At 43.0% G+C, this 14,582-nt stretch carries 17 protein-coding genes; 5 read left to right on the forward strand and 12 right to left on the reverse strand.

Going from position 1 to position 14,582, the window contains the following annotated elements:
- Positions 1-228: 228 nt before the first annotated feature.
- Positions 229-768, reverse strand: coding sequence for a hypothetical protein (locus ACM0OT_RS03115; protein ID WP_414562631.1), 540 nt, complete (start codon positions 766-768; stop codon positions 229-231).
- 60 nt (positions 769-828) lie between these two features.
- A complete protein-coding gene (locus tag ACM0OT_RS03120) occupies positions 829-1,452 on the reverse strand; it encodes an exopolysaccharide biosynthesis protein (RefSeq protein WP_414562633.1) in 624 nt (207 codons plus the stop codon).
- 272 nt (positions 1,453-1,724) lie between these two features.
- Between ACM0OT_RS03120 and ACM0OT_RS03125 the strand changes: the two genes are divergently transcribed.
- A complete protein-coding gene (locus tag ACM0OT_RS03125) occupies positions 1,725-2,507 on the forward strand; it encodes an ABC transporter permease (protein ID WP_414562634.1) in 783 nt (260 codons plus the stop codon).
- Between the two features lie 106 nt (positions 2,508-2,613).
- On the opposite strand, the gene ACM0OT_RS03130 is transcribed toward ACM0OT_RS03125, so the two are convergent.
- Genes ACM0OT_RS03130 through tyrS form a run of 3 tightly spaced genes read right to left on the reverse strand, consistent with a single transcriptional unit; the run spans position 2,614 to position 5,184 of the window.
- Positions 2,614-3,243: a hypothetical protein gene (locus ACM0OT_RS03130; protein ID WP_414562636.1), complete on the reverse strand. Its 630-nt coding sequence runs from the start codon at positions 3,241-3,243 to the stop codon at positions 2,614-2,616.
- Positions 3,240-3,980 carry an orotidine-5'-phosphate decarboxylase gene (gene pyrF / locus ACM0OT_RS03135; RefSeq protein ID WP_414562638.1) on the reverse strand — a complete coding sequence of 247 codons (741 nt, stop codon included), beginning with the start codon at positions 3,978-3,980 and terminating at the stop codon, positions 3,240-3,242. Before pyrF ends, ACM0OT_RS03130 begins: the two co-directional genes overlap by 4 nt.
- Positions 3,981-3,990: 10 nt before the next feature.
- A complete protein-coding gene (tyrS, locus tag ACM0OT_RS03140; RefSeq protein ID WP_414562640.1) occupies positions 3,991-5,184 on the reverse strand; it encodes a tyrosine--tRNA ligase in 1,194 nt (397 codons plus the stop codon).
- Positions 5,185-5,471: 287 nt separating this feature from the next.
- On the opposite strand from tyrS, the gene ACM0OT_RS03145 reads away from it, so the two are divergent.
- On the forward strand, positions 5,472-7,280 hold the full coding sequence (locus tag ACM0OT_RS03145) for a transglycosylase domain-containing protein (protein WP_414562855.1): 1,809 nt from the start codon (positions 5,472-5,474) through the stop codon (positions 7,278-7,280).
- A 61-nt stretch (positions 7,281-7,341) separates the two neighbouring features.
- Here ACM0OT_RS03145 and ACM0OT_RS03150 read toward each other — a convergent pair whose 3' ends face one another.
- From ACM0OT_RS03150 to ACM0OT_RS03160, 3 genes are all read right to left on the reverse strand, one after another.
- Positions 7,342-7,665: a DUF1825 family protein gene (locus ACM0OT_RS03150; RefSeq protein ID WP_414541334.1), complete on the reverse strand. Its 324-nt coding sequence runs from the start codon at positions 7,663-7,665 to the stop codon at positions 7,342-7,344.
- 186 nt (positions 7,666-7,851) lie between these two features.
- On the reverse strand, positions 7,852-8,274 hold the full coding sequence (locus ACM0OT_RS03155) for an NUDIX hydrolase (RefSeq protein ID WP_414562643.1): 423 nt from the start codon (positions 8,272-8,274) through the stop codon (positions 7,852-7,854).
- A 21-nt stretch (positions 8,275-8,295) separates the two neighbouring features.
- Positions 8,296-8,667 (reverse strand): hypothetical protein, encoded by a 372-nt coding sequence (locus ACM0OT_RS03160; protein ID WP_414562644.1) that lies wholly within the window; start codon positions 8,665-8,667, stop codon positions 8,296-8,298.
- Positions 8,668-9,058: 391 nt separating this feature from the next.
- Between ACM0OT_RS03160 and folD the strand changes: the two genes are divergently transcribed.
- The 3 genes from folD to ACM0OT_RS03175 all read left to right on the forward strand — a co-directional run bounded on the left by folD (position 9,059) and on the right by ACM0OT_RS03175 (position 11,547).
- On the forward strand, positions 9,059-9,934 hold the full coding sequence (gene folD, locus ACM0OT_RS03165) for a bifunctional methylenetetrahydrofolate dehydrogenase/methenyltetrahydrofolate cyclohydrolase FolD (RefSeq protein WP_414562645.1): 876 nt from the start codon (positions 9,059-9,061) through the stop codon (positions 9,932-9,934).
- A 138-nt stretch (positions 9,935-10,072) separates the two neighbouring features.
- Positions 10,073-11,002 (forward strand): geranylgeranyl diphosphate synthase CrtE, encoded by a 930-nt coding sequence (gene crtE / locus ACM0OT_RS03170; protein ID WP_414562647.1) that lies wholly within the window; start codon positions 10,073-10,075, stop codon positions 11,000-11,002.
- Positions 11,003-11,091: 89 nt separating this feature from the next.
- A complete protein-coding gene (locus ACM0OT_RS03175; RefSeq protein WP_414562648.1) occupies positions 11,092-11,547 on the forward strand; it encodes a divergent PAP2 family protein in 456 nt (151 codons plus the stop codon).
- An 18-nt stretch (positions 11,548-11,565) separates the two neighbouring features.
- Here ACM0OT_RS03175 and ACM0OT_RS03180 read toward each other — a convergent pair whose 3' ends face one another.
- The 4 genes from ACM0OT_RS03180 to ACM0OT_RS03195 form a co-directional block, all read right to left on the reverse strand.
- Positions 11,566-12,267, reverse strand: coding sequence for a hypothetical protein (locus tag ACM0OT_RS03180; protein WP_414562650.1), 702 nt, complete (start codon positions 12,265-12,267; stop codon positions 11,566-11,568).
- Between the two features lie 260 nt (positions 12,268-12,527).
- Positions 12,528-12,857: an MgPME-cyclase complex family protein gene (locus ACM0OT_RS03185; protein ID WP_414562652.1), complete on the reverse strand. Its 330-nt coding sequence runs from the start codon at positions 12,855-12,857 to the stop codon at positions 12,528-12,530.
- 80 nt (positions 12,858-12,937) lie between these two features.
- Positions 12,938-13,714, reverse strand: coding sequence for an ester cyclase (locus ACM0OT_RS03190; protein ID WP_414562654.1), 777 nt, complete (start codon positions 13,712-13,714; stop codon positions 12,938-12,940).
- A 124-nt stretch (positions 13,715-13,838) separates the two neighbouring features.
- Positions 13,839-14,558 carry a pyridoxine 5'-phosphate synthase gene (locus ACM0OT_RS03195; RefSeq protein WP_414562656.1) on the reverse strand — a complete coding sequence of 240 codons (720 nt, stop codon included), beginning with the start codon at positions 14,556-14,558 and terminating at the stop codon, positions 13,839-13,841.
- Positions 14,559-14,582 lie beyond the last annotated feature (24 nt).

Raw genomic sequence — 14,582 nt, forward strand, 5'->3', positions numbered from 1 at the left:
CTTTAGCTGAAGTTAATACGAAATGCAAGTGTTAGATAATTTTTATGAAGTTTGTTGATTTTTTTCTGCGGAAAAACTCATTCGATTTTAAATTCATCAGAATTGATTTAACAAGAAACTTTCTATCATAAGTATTGGGATTTTTAATGCCATAGATATGCCTTTGAAGTGTTAATAATTTTACTTAACTTTTTTGATATCAAGTATTTATGATTAACTTCTCCATAATTAATTGATATTAATATCAGAGTTATGTTTGACACCCCAGCGAAATAACCTTGGTAGCTGTGATACATCTAAAGCATAGTTCCCAGTCCACAGCAAAATTTCTAAAACTAATAAATTGTGTACCCAAAACAGCTCAGTTGTCGAGCCAACTAATTTCATCCCTTCATACATTTGCCAAATGCGGTAAGGCACGTATAAGTAAGGTATCATTACCCAAACTACGCTATGAAACAGTCTTAATGTGATACTTTCTGAGAGGATTTGTAACCCTAACATCACAAAGTACCAAAGTAGTATGCTGAATACCGACGTGTAGCCCCACAATACACCCCATAACAGCATTACCACCACAGGTAGTAATCCTCCCAGTACTTGCATTGTGCTAAACCAGGGGGTAAACCATCTCGGAAATGGTTGTGGTAGATGGAAGGGCTGGGTATTTTTCCACGCCCAAGCCACGGCGACAAAAAAAGATGTCGCAGATAGGAAAAACAGGCAGTTTTCCCAAAATAGGTAGAGATGAATATTAAAGGCAGTCATGACAGTATTATTCACCCCTCAAGTTTTACTGCCATACTCCTCTAGTAGTATTTTAGGAAATTAACGCCCCAGCCAAACTTTGATTAAATCCAGGATACTGGAACCTCCCCAAATCACTGCGATGATAATTGAGGTACTTAAAATTGCCCCCATGAGGCACAGAACTAATCCACCCAAGCTAATAGCACCATCATCTTCCAGTAAACCGAAGCTAGTAACGAACACCCCAATGGCTGGTAAGGTATTGGTTCCGGGAATAGGAATCATCATGGAAATAGCCATTAAGGCGATCGCACTGCCAAGGGTAACTCTACCTGGTAAAGTAGTACATATATAAGTAAAACGCGGCCGAGCGATCGCTTCAATCCTGCGTAACCACGGAATCCCGGCTTTCAAAAACTTCTGGACTGTTTCCAGTTTTATGGGATGGTTCATCATGCGCTGGGGTAGCCAAGGAATTTTCGCCCCGATAATCAACTGTACAGCCAGTAAAAAAATCAAAATACCGAAAGGAATCGAGTAACCAGGCGCAGGAACAGGTAAAGCCGAAGGTAAAGACAAAATAACCAGCAAAAAGCCAAAAATTCTTTCCTTTGCTAGCAATAAAATCTCTGCCAAAGTTACTTGTGCAGGTCGCTCTTCCTCAAAAAAATAGCGTTGTAACTCATGGGATAGTCTAGCCATAGATTACCGAATCCTAGTGTAATTTGGTAAAACAATATACCTGTTTCTTATACAAATAAACAGCATACCCTAAAGCACAATCCAGTCTGCTTTTTTGTGCTTAAGTCTTGCAACCCAACTCTATTTACTGGAGTTAAATAAATAATCAGTTGTACTCAAGAAACAATTATAATTAAACCCATAAAATGCCGAATATTATCAAGTTTGAGTAAATTTATTCTGCCTTCTTAGAGATGTCATGAGCAGCGCTAAGTATGGCTTAAGGGTGCAAAATGGGAAGATATTGGAAAGTACTAGGGCTATTTTGGAGTACAGCCATAGCCGCAGAGATGGAGTATCGCCTCAACTTTCTCATAGCTACCTTGAGTAGCTTGGGTAATCTCGCAGGTAGTCTTTTTAGCTTATTTTTGTTTTACCGTACTGGCTACACCTTTGATGGCTGGTCATGGGAAGCAGCTTTAGTAGTTTTGGGAATTTTTACCTTACTCCAAGGCTTTGCTGCTACTTTTTTAGCCCCCAACCTCAACCGCATTGTGCGCCATGTCCAAGAAGGCACATTAGATTTTATCCTTCTTAAACCTATCCGCAGTCAGTTTTGGCTCTCTACTCATACCCTTTCACCTTGGGGACTACCAGATTTAATTTTCGGCAGTATGATTATTGGTTATGCAGGTAGAAGCCTGAGTTTGAGTATTAATAATTACCTTTTGAGTGCAGTGCCATTATTATTTGGCTTGGCAATTCTCTACAGCCTGTGGTTTATGCTGGGTGCAACTAGCATTTGGTTTGTCAAAATATACAACGCCACAGAAGTGTTACGGGGTTTATTGGAAGCTGGGAGATATCCAATCATAGCTTACCCTGCTGCTTACCGCTTTTTCTTCACCTTTGTTATCCCAGTAGCTTTTTTAACAACCATACCAGCAGAAACAATGCTCGGTCGGGGTCAAAGTAACTGGTTAATAGGTGCAGCTGTATTAACGGTAGTTTTATTATGGGTTTCCAGTGGATTTTGGCGGTTTGCACTACGCTTTTATACTAGTGCGTCGAGTTAGCCTGAAAGTGACGCTGGTATATACCTGATCATTACCTTGAAACACCTAGCCAAAAATAGTCTTGGTTTGATTGTAGCCAATTCCTTTGTCAGGTATTTTTTCACTTTTAAACCCCAGTACGCATCCGCACACTTCCTGCTTGACAATCACGCAACCAAGTTTTCACGGCTTGGGCCACAACACCATTACTACTATCCCGTGGAGGCGATACTACTTGTTGTTGGGGATACGCACCAATTTGGGTAAACATCATGATCAAACGCCAGCCGCTTTGAGTTTTTGTCAATAGCAGCCAATGAAATTGCTGTGATTCTACTGCTTTGCCTCCAATGTACTGCCGTTCTAAGGTAGTAAAAAAAACCTGCTCAACTTCTGTTGTGGCATTTTTTTGATGATCTGAGTGATATTCATCAGGGTTAAGAGGTAGAGGTTGAAACTCAGGTTTTCCTGCAACCAACATATAACTGTAAATATCACTGCTTCTGCTGCGACGCCGGGCGCGTTGAGTTACACGATTAGCATAACTAGGTAAATCACGCAATAAGTAAGTAGTTAAATTTTCAGAATTTTGCTCAGAACAAACAGAACTCAGACCATCTTTAATGTTTTTCTTCTGAGTTGCTAAAACAGGTGTATGGGCAAATACTGAGTTATTAATGCTATCTGCTGCTACAAGACACAAAGCAAAAACTACAAGCCACAAGCCATAATTTTTCTTTTGGACTGTTGCCTTCATAGCACTGTAGTTAACTCCTCAACAATCGTATTCCAGGCTAACTCAGGTTCAGCCGCCGCAGTGATAGGACGTCCAATCACCAAATAATCTGCACCAGCTTTAATGGCTTGGGCTGGGGTAAGCGATCGCTTTTGATCTGTTTTCTCTGCCCAGGTTGGCCTCACCCCCGGACAAACGAGCAAAAAGTCATTTCCACAAGTTTGCCGTAACTGTGCCACCTCTTGAGGCGAACATACTGCGCCATTTAACCCCGACTCTTGGGCTATGAGTGCCATTTCTAAGGCATATTCTGGCAGTTCTAGAGGAATTTTTAAATCAAAAGCCAGTTGTCTAGTAGAGATACTTGTTAACAGAGTAATGGCAATTAATTGAGGTGGTTTGACACCAGCTTGTGCAGCCCCTACCTGTACCGCTTCTGTGGCAGCTTTGAGGGCATCTCTGCCAGCCGTGGCGTGAATAGTCAATAAATCTACTCCGTAACTAGCCGCACCACGACAAGCCCCAGCCACAGTGTTGGGGATATCGTGAAACTTCAAATCTAGAAAAATGCGCTTTTGCCGAGATTTTAAAACTTCCAGGATTGTGGGGCCAGAACTAGTAAATAATTCTAAACCCACTTTCCAGAAACTAACTTGCGGCAATCGATCCACAAGAGCGATCGCACTTTGCAGATCCGGCACATCCAAAGGCACAATTATTTGATTATTAGCCCTGCGGCTACGCTCAGGATAAATCATTAGTCATTAGTTAATTCACAAGGCGGACAAACTTATTTTTACCAACTTGCAGCACTCGTCCGTGTAATTCACTAGGCTGCTCAAAAATGGTATCCACATCAGTAATGCGATCGCCATCTAAGCGTACCCCACCTTCTTGAATTTTTCGCTTGCCTTCCCCAGTACTTTTGCATAAGCCACTGACATTGAGCAGATATGCTAATTTGGCGGGAAACTGTGTCGTCCCTCCTGATAACGAAAATTCTGGTACAGCACCTTCTTTTCCCCCGCTTTTGGCGGCTTCTTTCGCTTCATTAGCGGCTGTTTCACCGTTGTACTGTTTTACCACTTCCCAGGCTAAAAGCATCTGGCGATCGCGGGGATTTTCTGGCAACTTCTCCAAAGGTAAATTCGTCAGTAGTTCAAAATACTGTGACAGCAAATTGTCGGGAACACCTTGTAATTTTTGATATTTTTGTGCCGGGTGTTCCGATAAGCCGACATAATTACTTAGAGACTTAGACATTTTTTGCACACCATCTGTCCCAATTAAAATCGGCAGCAGTAACCCAAATTGCGGCTTTTGCCCAAAATGGCGTTGCAAATCTCTACCTACAGCAATGTTAAACTTTTGATCAGTTCCCCCTAGCTCCACATCTGCCTCGACAGCAACAGAATCATAGCCTTGCATCAACGGATATAGGAACTCATGGATAAAAATCGGATTCTCTTTTTTATAGCGTTCAGCGAATCCCTCTTTCGCTAACATCTGCCCTACCGTCATGGTAGAAAGTAACTCTAAAACTTTCCCTAAATTCAGCCGGGAAAGCCATTCAGAGTTATAACGCACTTCCAACCGGCCTGGTGTGTCAAAATCCAAAATAGGGCGCACTTGGTCAAGGTAAGTTTGAGCATTGTGTTTTACGTCTGCTTCACTCAGCTGACGACGCACCTCAGATTTACCCGTCGGATCGCCAATCCGTGCCGTAAAATCACCAATAATTAGAACTGCTGTATGACCAGCATCTTGAAATGCTCGCAGTTTGCGTACTGGTATGCTATGACCAAGGTGAATATCAGCACCTGTGGGGTCAATGCCCAATTTGACCCTCAAAGGTCGATTAGTAGTTACCAAGCGCTTCTCTAAACTTTCACTTTCAGCATCATTTGATTGGGGAAAAATTTCTACTGTCCCACGATGCAACCACGAAAAATCTTGTGTCATACTCAGAGATTCGCTATCAACTACGCTTTTTACTTTATAAGTTAGGTTGGTTATGTTCACTGGCAATTTGTCCGTTTTTGAATCTGCCAAATTAATATAATTGCAAAAAATTAACCGCCCTGCTTCATGAAATAAATTACAGTTACATTTACAAGTGAGGAAATAAGAACGCCGTGTCGTCTTCTAGGACTTTTACAAATAAGCAAACACAACGTCAGGCTTCACCAGGTTTTGAGTTTTTGAAAGGAGTAGGTCAGATCACTGGCGGTACTTTACTATCAATCACTATGCTGGCAAGCTCTATTGTAGCTGGAGGGCTGGTGGGACTGGCCATTAGTTTCCGGAACTTGCCCGATGTGAGGCAGTTGCGTAACTTTTTACCGTCGGAAACAACATATATCTATGACATTAAAGGCAAACTGTTAGCGAGTATCCACGGTGAAGCTAACCGAGAAGTCATGCCCCTAGATAGAATTTCCCCCCATTTAAAACGGGCGGTATTAGCTAGTGAAGATGGTCATTTTTATGATCACCACGGTATCAATCCTAGCGGTGTGGGGCGGGCTTTAATAGTTAACTTGGCAGCAGGTGGTGTGCGGGAGGGAGGTTCCACCATCACCATGCAGCTGGTAAAAAATTTGTTCTTATCTCAAAGACGTGCTTTTACTCGGAAGTTAGCTGAAGGGGTACTGGCAATTCGCCTAGAACAAATTCTCAGCAAAGACCAAATTTTAGAAATGTACCTCAATCAAGTTTATTGGGGTCACAATAACTATGGTGTCCAAACAGCAGCACGCACTTACTTTGACAAGTCAGCAGAAATTTTAAACTTGGCTGAGTCAGCAATGATGGCGGGTTTAATCCAAGCGCCAGAAGAATTCAGCCCATTTGCCAGTGAGAGATTGGCCAAACAGAAACAAAAGGAAGTTTTGGGGCGGATGCTGGACTTGAAGTGGATTAGCCAGCAAGAATATGATGATGCTCTCAAACAAGAAATCAAATTAGGCCGAATCAGGTCATTTCAAGGTAGTGCCCTACCTTATGTGACCAATGCTGTCGCTCAAGAATTGGCTCAGAAGTTCGGGCGCGAGGCACTGCTTAAAGGTGGAATGCGGGTGCAAACCACAGTTGATGCCGAGTTCCAAACCATGGCCGAACAAACTGTCAGCAAATGGCATAAATCCCTATCTGGTCAAGGCTTACGTAATAATCAAATTGCTTTAGTAGCCGTTGATCCCCGTACACATTTTGTTAAGGCACTAGTGGGCGGTGTAAATTCCAGAAGTAGCGAATTCAACCGGGCAATTCAAGCCCAGCGCCAACCAGGCTCTGCTTTTAAACCGTTTGTATATTATGCTGCCTTTGCCACTGGTAAATTTGCTCCAGACTCAATTGTGCAAGATACACCAGTTCGTTACCGAGATGGTAGCGGTTGGTATAGTCCGAAAAACTATGATAGTAGCTTTAAAGGCCCAATGCCTATTCGCACGGCTCTAGCCCAATCTCGGAATATTCCTGTGATTAAGCTAGGTATGACTATAGGTATGAATAAAGTCGTAGAAGTTTGCCGTACCTTAGGAATTAACAGTCCAATGGAACCGGTGACTTCCTTGCCTTTGGGTGCTGTAGGGATGACACCATTAGAAATGGCTAGTGCTTATGCCACATTTGCCAATTATGGCTGGCAGTCACCAGCGACGGTTATGGCTCGTGTTACCGACAGCAGTGGCAATATCTTGTTAGATAATACGCCCAAACCCCAGCTAGTTCTAGACCAATGGGCATCGGCAGCTATTATCGACGTAATGCGTTCAGTCGTGACTGACGGTACTGGTAAAGGTGCCGATATAGGTCGGCCCAGTGCAGGGAAGACAGGAACAACTTCTTCTGAAAGAGATATTTGGTATGTGGGTACTGTACCCCAGTTAACCACTGCTGTTTGGGTGGGGAGAGATGATAACGGACCATTAGCTAGAGGCGCTACAGGTGGTGGGATGGTAGCTCCCATTTGGAAAGATTTTATGCAGCAAGCCCTCAAAGGTATACCTTCGGAAAACTTTAAGCCACCTTCTCAGTTTCCGCGCCCCAAATCATAAATAAATTGTGGATTTTGGATAATTGCCCATCCAAAATCCCAAACGTAAAATTTAAAATTCACTATGGCTGTTTTTCTAACTCAGTTTTCATCCGCTCTAGGGTAAGGTTCATCTGCTCAAACATCTGTTGCGGAGTCACACCAAATTGCCCTAACTGAGTTTTGAGTTGCTGCACCGTCATCTGTGCCATAAAATCTTCTGATAGCTCAAATCGCTTCATAAAGACGCGATAGCGATCCATCATAGCTTCCATTTGGTCAATAAACAGCTTCTTACCTTCGCGATCAAACTTGCCGTAGTTGTTGCCAAGGTTGATCAGCGCTTGATAATCTTCAAACAGCTGTTTTGCTTCTTGCTGAACGATATCAGAGTCAAAGAATCCCATTTTGCTTATATTCAACTGAGTATTTAGACTCAGCAGCTTATAGTTTCGCCTCTATTTTTATTCTAGTCTAGGGGATTCATCTAGGGAATACGTTTCGGTTTAAGTACGGTTTTTTACCGGAATTTCAACACTTGACTGGGGAGTGGCGACTAGAGACTAGAGACTAGAGAATTTTCTTCCTAATGACTAATTGATAAAATCCAGCATAATTTGCTGATGTATGGGGCCTAAAGGTCTGACTTCATCGGCTATTGATGAATAGTACTGACCCTGTTGAATATCTTTTGGTGTTAATAAACCCATATCCCACCCTTCGTTTAAGGTGAGTTGATTTAATTCGACTAAGAGCGGTGCATGAAAAACATGACGAATAGCTACATCATCGGCATAACAGCCAAACTCAAAATATGGTGGTAGGGTGTAGGTGATTTCTTCTAATATCTCTCGCTTCACAGCTACATCTGGCGTTTCACCTGGTTCAATATGACCACCAAATAGCCCCCAGTAACCAGGGTAGAGAATACCAGGGATATTATCTCGCAGTTGCATGAGAAACTTGTCTTCTTGGTAGAGAATTGCGATCGCTACATGTACTGGGGGCTTTTTCATACTTGGATGTTTGTAAAAATATTACCTTTCTTCTATGTATATTTCCCCAAACTCTTGGTTAGCTAAGGGAATACTTTTGTAACGAACTTTACCTTTAATTACTACTTGCTGTCCTTCTTGAAGATTGGGCTGATTCGTAACAACCCAAATTTTGCCGGTGGAATCGTTAATTTGATACGCCCACTGATTCAGTAGTGGCACTTGTGTTTCTACCTTACCTTGCACATAAACGGTGGTATCCTGCTGTTCTTGTTCTGGTTTAATTGACCGAATTGGCGTGACATTGCTGCCAAAACTTAAGTTACTGGCTTGTAATCCAGGTGTTGTCAAATAACCACAACCAAAAAGTCCCACTACAAGTAACAATGTAAATCCTAGGCGGCAAGAAATCATGCTACGCCTGTTTAAAAACGAAAGTAAAAAGTTTTTTTGAGGTTGCATGACAGGCATTGGTTGAGCAAATTTGTGTATTAATGCTTGCTTTGTCGCCAGTTTTATGGTGTCAGTTCCCTTTTTTAGTCACAGAGGTGGGGACTGGGGTGAAAAAGCAGGGGGACAGGGTACAGGAGGGAAGACGTCCGGCCAGTCCTACAATTTTCTTCCTCATCTCCTCCATCGCCCCATTCCCTTGAGGCATTGAATCTGAGAAGATGAACATGGGAGAGACGTTACGGCAACAAACAGCAACTCCATCAATAGTCAATAGGCAAACATTATTTGTAACTGTTGACTCCGCTACAAACAATTGAAATTTGGTATTAAGGCGAGTCTTCTGGGGATTTTCATGGAAATAAAAACTGCCAAACTTCTCGATGGTAAAGCTTTAGCTGAAAAAATTCATCAGGAATTATCTGCTCTGACTACAGAATTACAAGTAAAAGTTGGACGACCTCCTGGTTTAGCTGTACTCATGGTGGGCGATAATCCAGCTTCAGCGGCTTATGTACGCAATAAAGAACGCGCTTGCACTAAGGTCGGGATTGCTTCTTTTGGCAAGCATTTTCCCACAGAAACTACTCAAGCAGAACTAGAGGAAATGATTACTGCACTTAACCAGGATGAACGGGTGGATGGCATTCTGGTGCAGTTACCCTTACCTAACCATTTGGATGCTGTGGCCCTGCTAAATAAGATAGATCCAGATAAAGATGCTGATGGTTTACACCCAGTGAACCTAGGGCGGTTAGTGCGGGGGGAAGACGGTTTACGTAGTTGTACACCAGCTGGTGTCATGCGGTTATTGCAGGAATATAAAATTCCTTTACAGGGAAAACAAGCTGTGGTGGTGGGACGTAGTATCTTGGTGGGTAAGCCCATGGCCTTGATGTTACTGGAAGCTGATGCTACTGTTACTATTGCTCATTCGCGATCGCAAGACCTCGGTAGTATCACTAAGAGTGCTGATATTCTCATCGCTGCGGTAGGTTGTCCAGGATTAATTACAGCCGAGATGGTGAAAGCGGGCGCTGTTGTGGTAGATGTGGGGATGAATCGCGTTACAGATGCTAGTGGCAAAAGTCGCTTAGTTGGTGATGTTCACTGGGAATCAACTGCTAGTGTGGCAGAATTTATGACTCCGGTTCCTGGTGGTGTTGGCCCTATGACTGTCGCCATTTTGTTGCAAAATACAGTTGCCAGCTATTTGAAGACAGTTAGTTAGGAGTTATGCATGGTGAGTTATTAATTCTGAATTTTTGGCTCTTCAATCTTGACTCATGACTTTTTCAGCGCCAGAGCATCTTAAAATTGTGACGTATACCACAAATAGCCAACAGCCCAAAATTGAAGGAATTGAAGAATGGTAGCAGCTGATAACCTTCAGAAAATGCCAAAGGATACCACTTTTAACTTGGCAGCTTATCTTAAAGAGCGACAAAAGCTTTGTGAAACTGCCCTGGATAAGTCTATTCCCATCATTTATCCAGAAAAGATTTATGAATCAATGCGCTACTCGTTATTAGCTGGCGGTAAGCGTTTAAGACCCATTCTCTGCCTTGCTGCCTGTGAAATGATCGGTGGCACAATCGAAATGGCTATGCCTACAGCTTGTGCTGTGGAAATGATCCATACCATGTCGTTAATTCACGATGATCTGCCAGCAATGGATAATGATGATTATCGTCGTGGTCAGCTGACAAATCATAAGGTATATGGCGAAGATATCGCAATTTTGGCTGGTGATGGTTTGTTGGCTTATGCATTTGAGTTAGTTGCCATGCAAACCCCTGAAAGCGTTGCTAGAGAAAGAGTTTTGCAGGTAATTGCTCGTCTGGGAAAAGCATTGGGTGCAGCTGGTTTGGTGGGTGGTCAAGTGGTTGATCTAGACTCGGAAGGTAAGTCTGATACTTCTTTAGAAACCCTAAATTTCATTCATAACCACAAAACAGCTGCCCTTTTAGAAGCCGCTGTTGTGTGTGGAGGTATGGTAGCAGGAGCGTCAGCGGCAGATTTGCAACGACTTTCTCGCTATTCGCAAAATATTGGACTGGCATTTCAGATCATCGATGATATTCTGGATGTTACTGCGACCCAAGAGCAATTAGGTAAGACCGCGGGTAAAGACTTAATTGCTCAAAAAGTTACTTATCCTAGCTTGTGGGGAATTGAAGAATCGCGCTCCAAAGCCCAACAATTAGTTGAGTCCGCTTGTATAGAATTAGATACATTTGGGGAACTGGCACAGCCACTCCAAGCACTCGCTCACTTTATTACTAGTCGCAATCACTAGGTCAATATTGGCTTGGGGATTTTGGGCTGCATCGAAATGTTTCCTCAGAAAACTACTGCTGCTAAATTTACTAACCGAACCAAAACACCATGCAGGACATAGGCGACATTTTAGACAACCGGGTGCTGCTGGTTGCTCTGGTAGCTTGTTTAATTGCTCAAGCATTAAAGCTCGTAGTTGAGCTAGTCAAAAATCGTAAGCTGAATGTGCGTGTTTTAGTAACAACGGGAGGTATGCCCAGTGCCCATTCAGCTTTAGTCACAGCTCTAGCCGCAGGTGTTGGGCAAACTCTTGGTTGGGCTTCCCCTGACTTTGCTTTGGCTACAATTTTTGCCATCATCGTCATGTACGATGCAGCCGGAGTTCGCCAGGCTGCTGGTAAGCAAGCTCGAATTCTTAATCAAATGATTGATGAATTATTTCACGAAAAACCAGACTTTAGCCAAGACAGGCTCAAGGAATTGTTGGGTCATACACCAGTACAAGTAATAGCTGGTTCAGTATTGGGCATAACTATTTATTGGTTAGCTAGGTATGCTTATTAAGTATTTCAAAATTACGAATTACTGTAAACGCACAGCTGACCGCAGTAACATTACCTTGCTACTGTCCACTAAAACAGCAAAAAAACCACGCTCATTGAGCTTTTGCAGTGTATTATATGCTTCTTGTTGGTTAGCTGTATGAACAGCTAGCAAGTAAGGGCGTTGTCCGTAGGAAGCAAAACCTATATTACCTCCAACCACTTGTTGCACGCTATTGGCAAGTTCTGGGCGGTTAAAATAATCTACCAATACAGCATAACCACCTCCTAATACTTGGGGATTAAAGCTGATGGTCTGAGTGGGAACAGGAGTAGGTGCAGGTGCCAGTGTCGGTGTCTGTGTAGATGGTGGAGATTGTACTGCATTTGTCACGGCAGGACGTGTAGCGACGATGGCAGACAACCCAACAATATTATTGACATATCTTGCCCACCGATTAGCATCGTCGATTCTGTTAAATCCCCCGATGCGCGTTACTGTATCGGTGAGATATTGACAAGTTGTAGTTTGAATTTCACTTGGTAAGGCTTTACGCAACTGCGTCTGACTATTTGCCGTGGGACTGACTATTAACAAAAGATATTCCCCAGGACTGGGAGGTTGGCAAATGGGAATATTTTGTTGAGCAGTGACAGAAGTCATGCTAGCTATCAAGCCTGCTGTTGTTAGTACTAATGCACTGGATAAAGGATCAAATTTTTGCACAAAATTAGAACGCATAAACTGGATTTTTTCCCAAGATTTCAAAAGTGCATTTAGAGTTCCTTTGATGTTAGGGCAGGTACATCACCCACCCTAATTTATCCTCGCTAATCACCAAGGACGGGAAGGACTTGGGCGTGAGCGCTACTTTGACAACGCTCAGTACAAGTCAGTCGATAGCTTGCGTGGCGAAGCCATACACTACCTATCCCACAAGATGGGATAATTTATTTTCTGGTGTTCTCTAAGAGGGCAATTGCCAAGAATACAAGAGTATATTAAGACACTGATGTCAGAGAGGCCAAAGGATCAGATATAGTTTCAGAGGGAGCCTGAAATTCTCCGGTAACAACGTACTCTAATCGCAATTTGAGCCAGGTAATAAACTGGGAATTGGTGGAAATAATTGCGGCTGCTGGTTTGGGGCAATTTGCCTTGATATTTGCCATCTCAGGTGCTTCTAAAAAAGCTGGCTGCTTGACTAACCAAAAATCAATTTCTTTTTCTTGTTCGTGGTAATAACGAGTGCGTTCTTTCAGCACTTCATCGGTGGGTTCTTCTTGTATTAAAAACTGTTGACTTGCCAAAACGTAATAGTATGTTTGCATTTTTCGTCCTTTGCTGGCTATTGAATAATTTCAGGGTACAAGATTGTATTCTGTACCCCTAAAAAATAATTAAACCGGAATTACCTGATCAAAGCACTAAAGGGACAAGCACTAACTTTAGGTTCACCCGTTTGGGGTTTTGCTTCTCCATGCCAAAGACGTTGGAAAAAACTCCAAAAAGTTGGTTGCTTTTGTTCACTAGTTCCTTGTTTGCGTCCTGCTGTCAGCTTATCTAAGAACTTGGTGTTGTCGTAATAGTGTTCTAAGGAAAGAATTTTTAAGTCGTCGGTGACACGGGCAATGCTCATGCCGATAACTTCTATTGTCTCTCCTGTTGGTGGGTGGTCTTTGTATAAACCGTTGAAATGTCCCCAATGCCGCCACTTAAAGGCCACAGTTGGAGGGGCTGAAAACACCTCTAGAACTTCCCATTGAAATCCTTCAGGAAATGCTGTGTGGAAAAGATTTGTCGATGTTTCAAAGTTTTCCTCAGCAGCTTTGTAATGTTCAGTGTTGCCAATTAAGAGCTTGTAAGTACCTGACTCTACCACGTCTGATACCGTGTAGCTAGGGCCTCCATTAGTACTCATACGGAACTTTTCATTGACAACCGATATCCACTGCTGGGGGTTGGTTTTGAAGTTGGCTTCTACATCGAAGGTTCTCACCAAGTTCTGCACGATCGCTTCTAAGGAACCATTCGGATGATTCTTGATGCTTTCCTTAGCCAGATTTTCGTTGGAGCGGGTATAGTCAGGAAATTTACCGTAGCGCCACTCAACGTCATTGCTCTGTTCTAGCACTTTATCTCTGTGTTGTACCCAAAGCGGCAGGCTGTTAGACTCTGTTGAGGTCATAGAAGTTTTTGCTGAAAGATTTAACTCCACATTTTTTGGATTTCGCAGTGATAACCCCTCTGGTTAGAGGCTAGAGGCTAGAAAAATGAGTTTTTTCCGTACAGGATGTAGCCCATGCTAATTACTACTGAACTTGTATGGCTTGTTTCATTTCACGGACTGCTCGTTCTATTCCTACTAATGCTGCCCGACTGATAATGGTATGACCAATGTTCAGTTCTTCCATACCTGGAAGTGCAGCTACCGGATAAACGTTCCAGTAGGTGAGTCCGTGACCAGCGTTCACACGCAAGCCGGCTTTAATCGCTTGTTCACACCCTGTCTTTAATACTGCTAACTCTCGCTGGCGATCGCCTTCAGTTTTCGCCTCTGCATATTGCCCGGTGTGCAGTTCAATAAACTGTGCTTGTACCTTGACAGATGCTTCAATTTGTGATTCTTGAGCGTCGATAAATAAACTCACAGGAATACTAGCACTCTGTAATTTATCGACTATCTCTCCTATTCTACCAATTTGCCCAATTATATCTAATCCGCCTTCTGTGGTGACTTCTTCCCGTTTTTCGGGTACTAAAGTTACATAATCGGGTTTGATTTCCAGGGCGATTCCTACCATTTCATCGGTGGCGGCCATTTCTAAGTTTAGGTGCGATCGCACTGTCTGCCGCAATAGTCGGACATCTCTATCTTGAATATGTCTTCTATCTTCCCGCAGATGCACGGTAATGCCATCGGCACCGCCTAATTCTGCTAGTACCGCAGCGGCTACGGGGTCTGGTTCCACTGTCCGCCGTGCTTGTCGGATGGTGGCAATGTGGTCAATGTTAACGCCAAGTGTAGGCACCCTTGTATCTCCCTATCCATTATT

The sequence above is a fragment of the Anabaena sp. CCY 9613 genome, assembly GCF_963920895.1.
GTDB lineage: Bacteria > Cyanobacteriota > Cyanobacteriia > Cyanobacteriales > Nostocaceae > Cyanocohniella.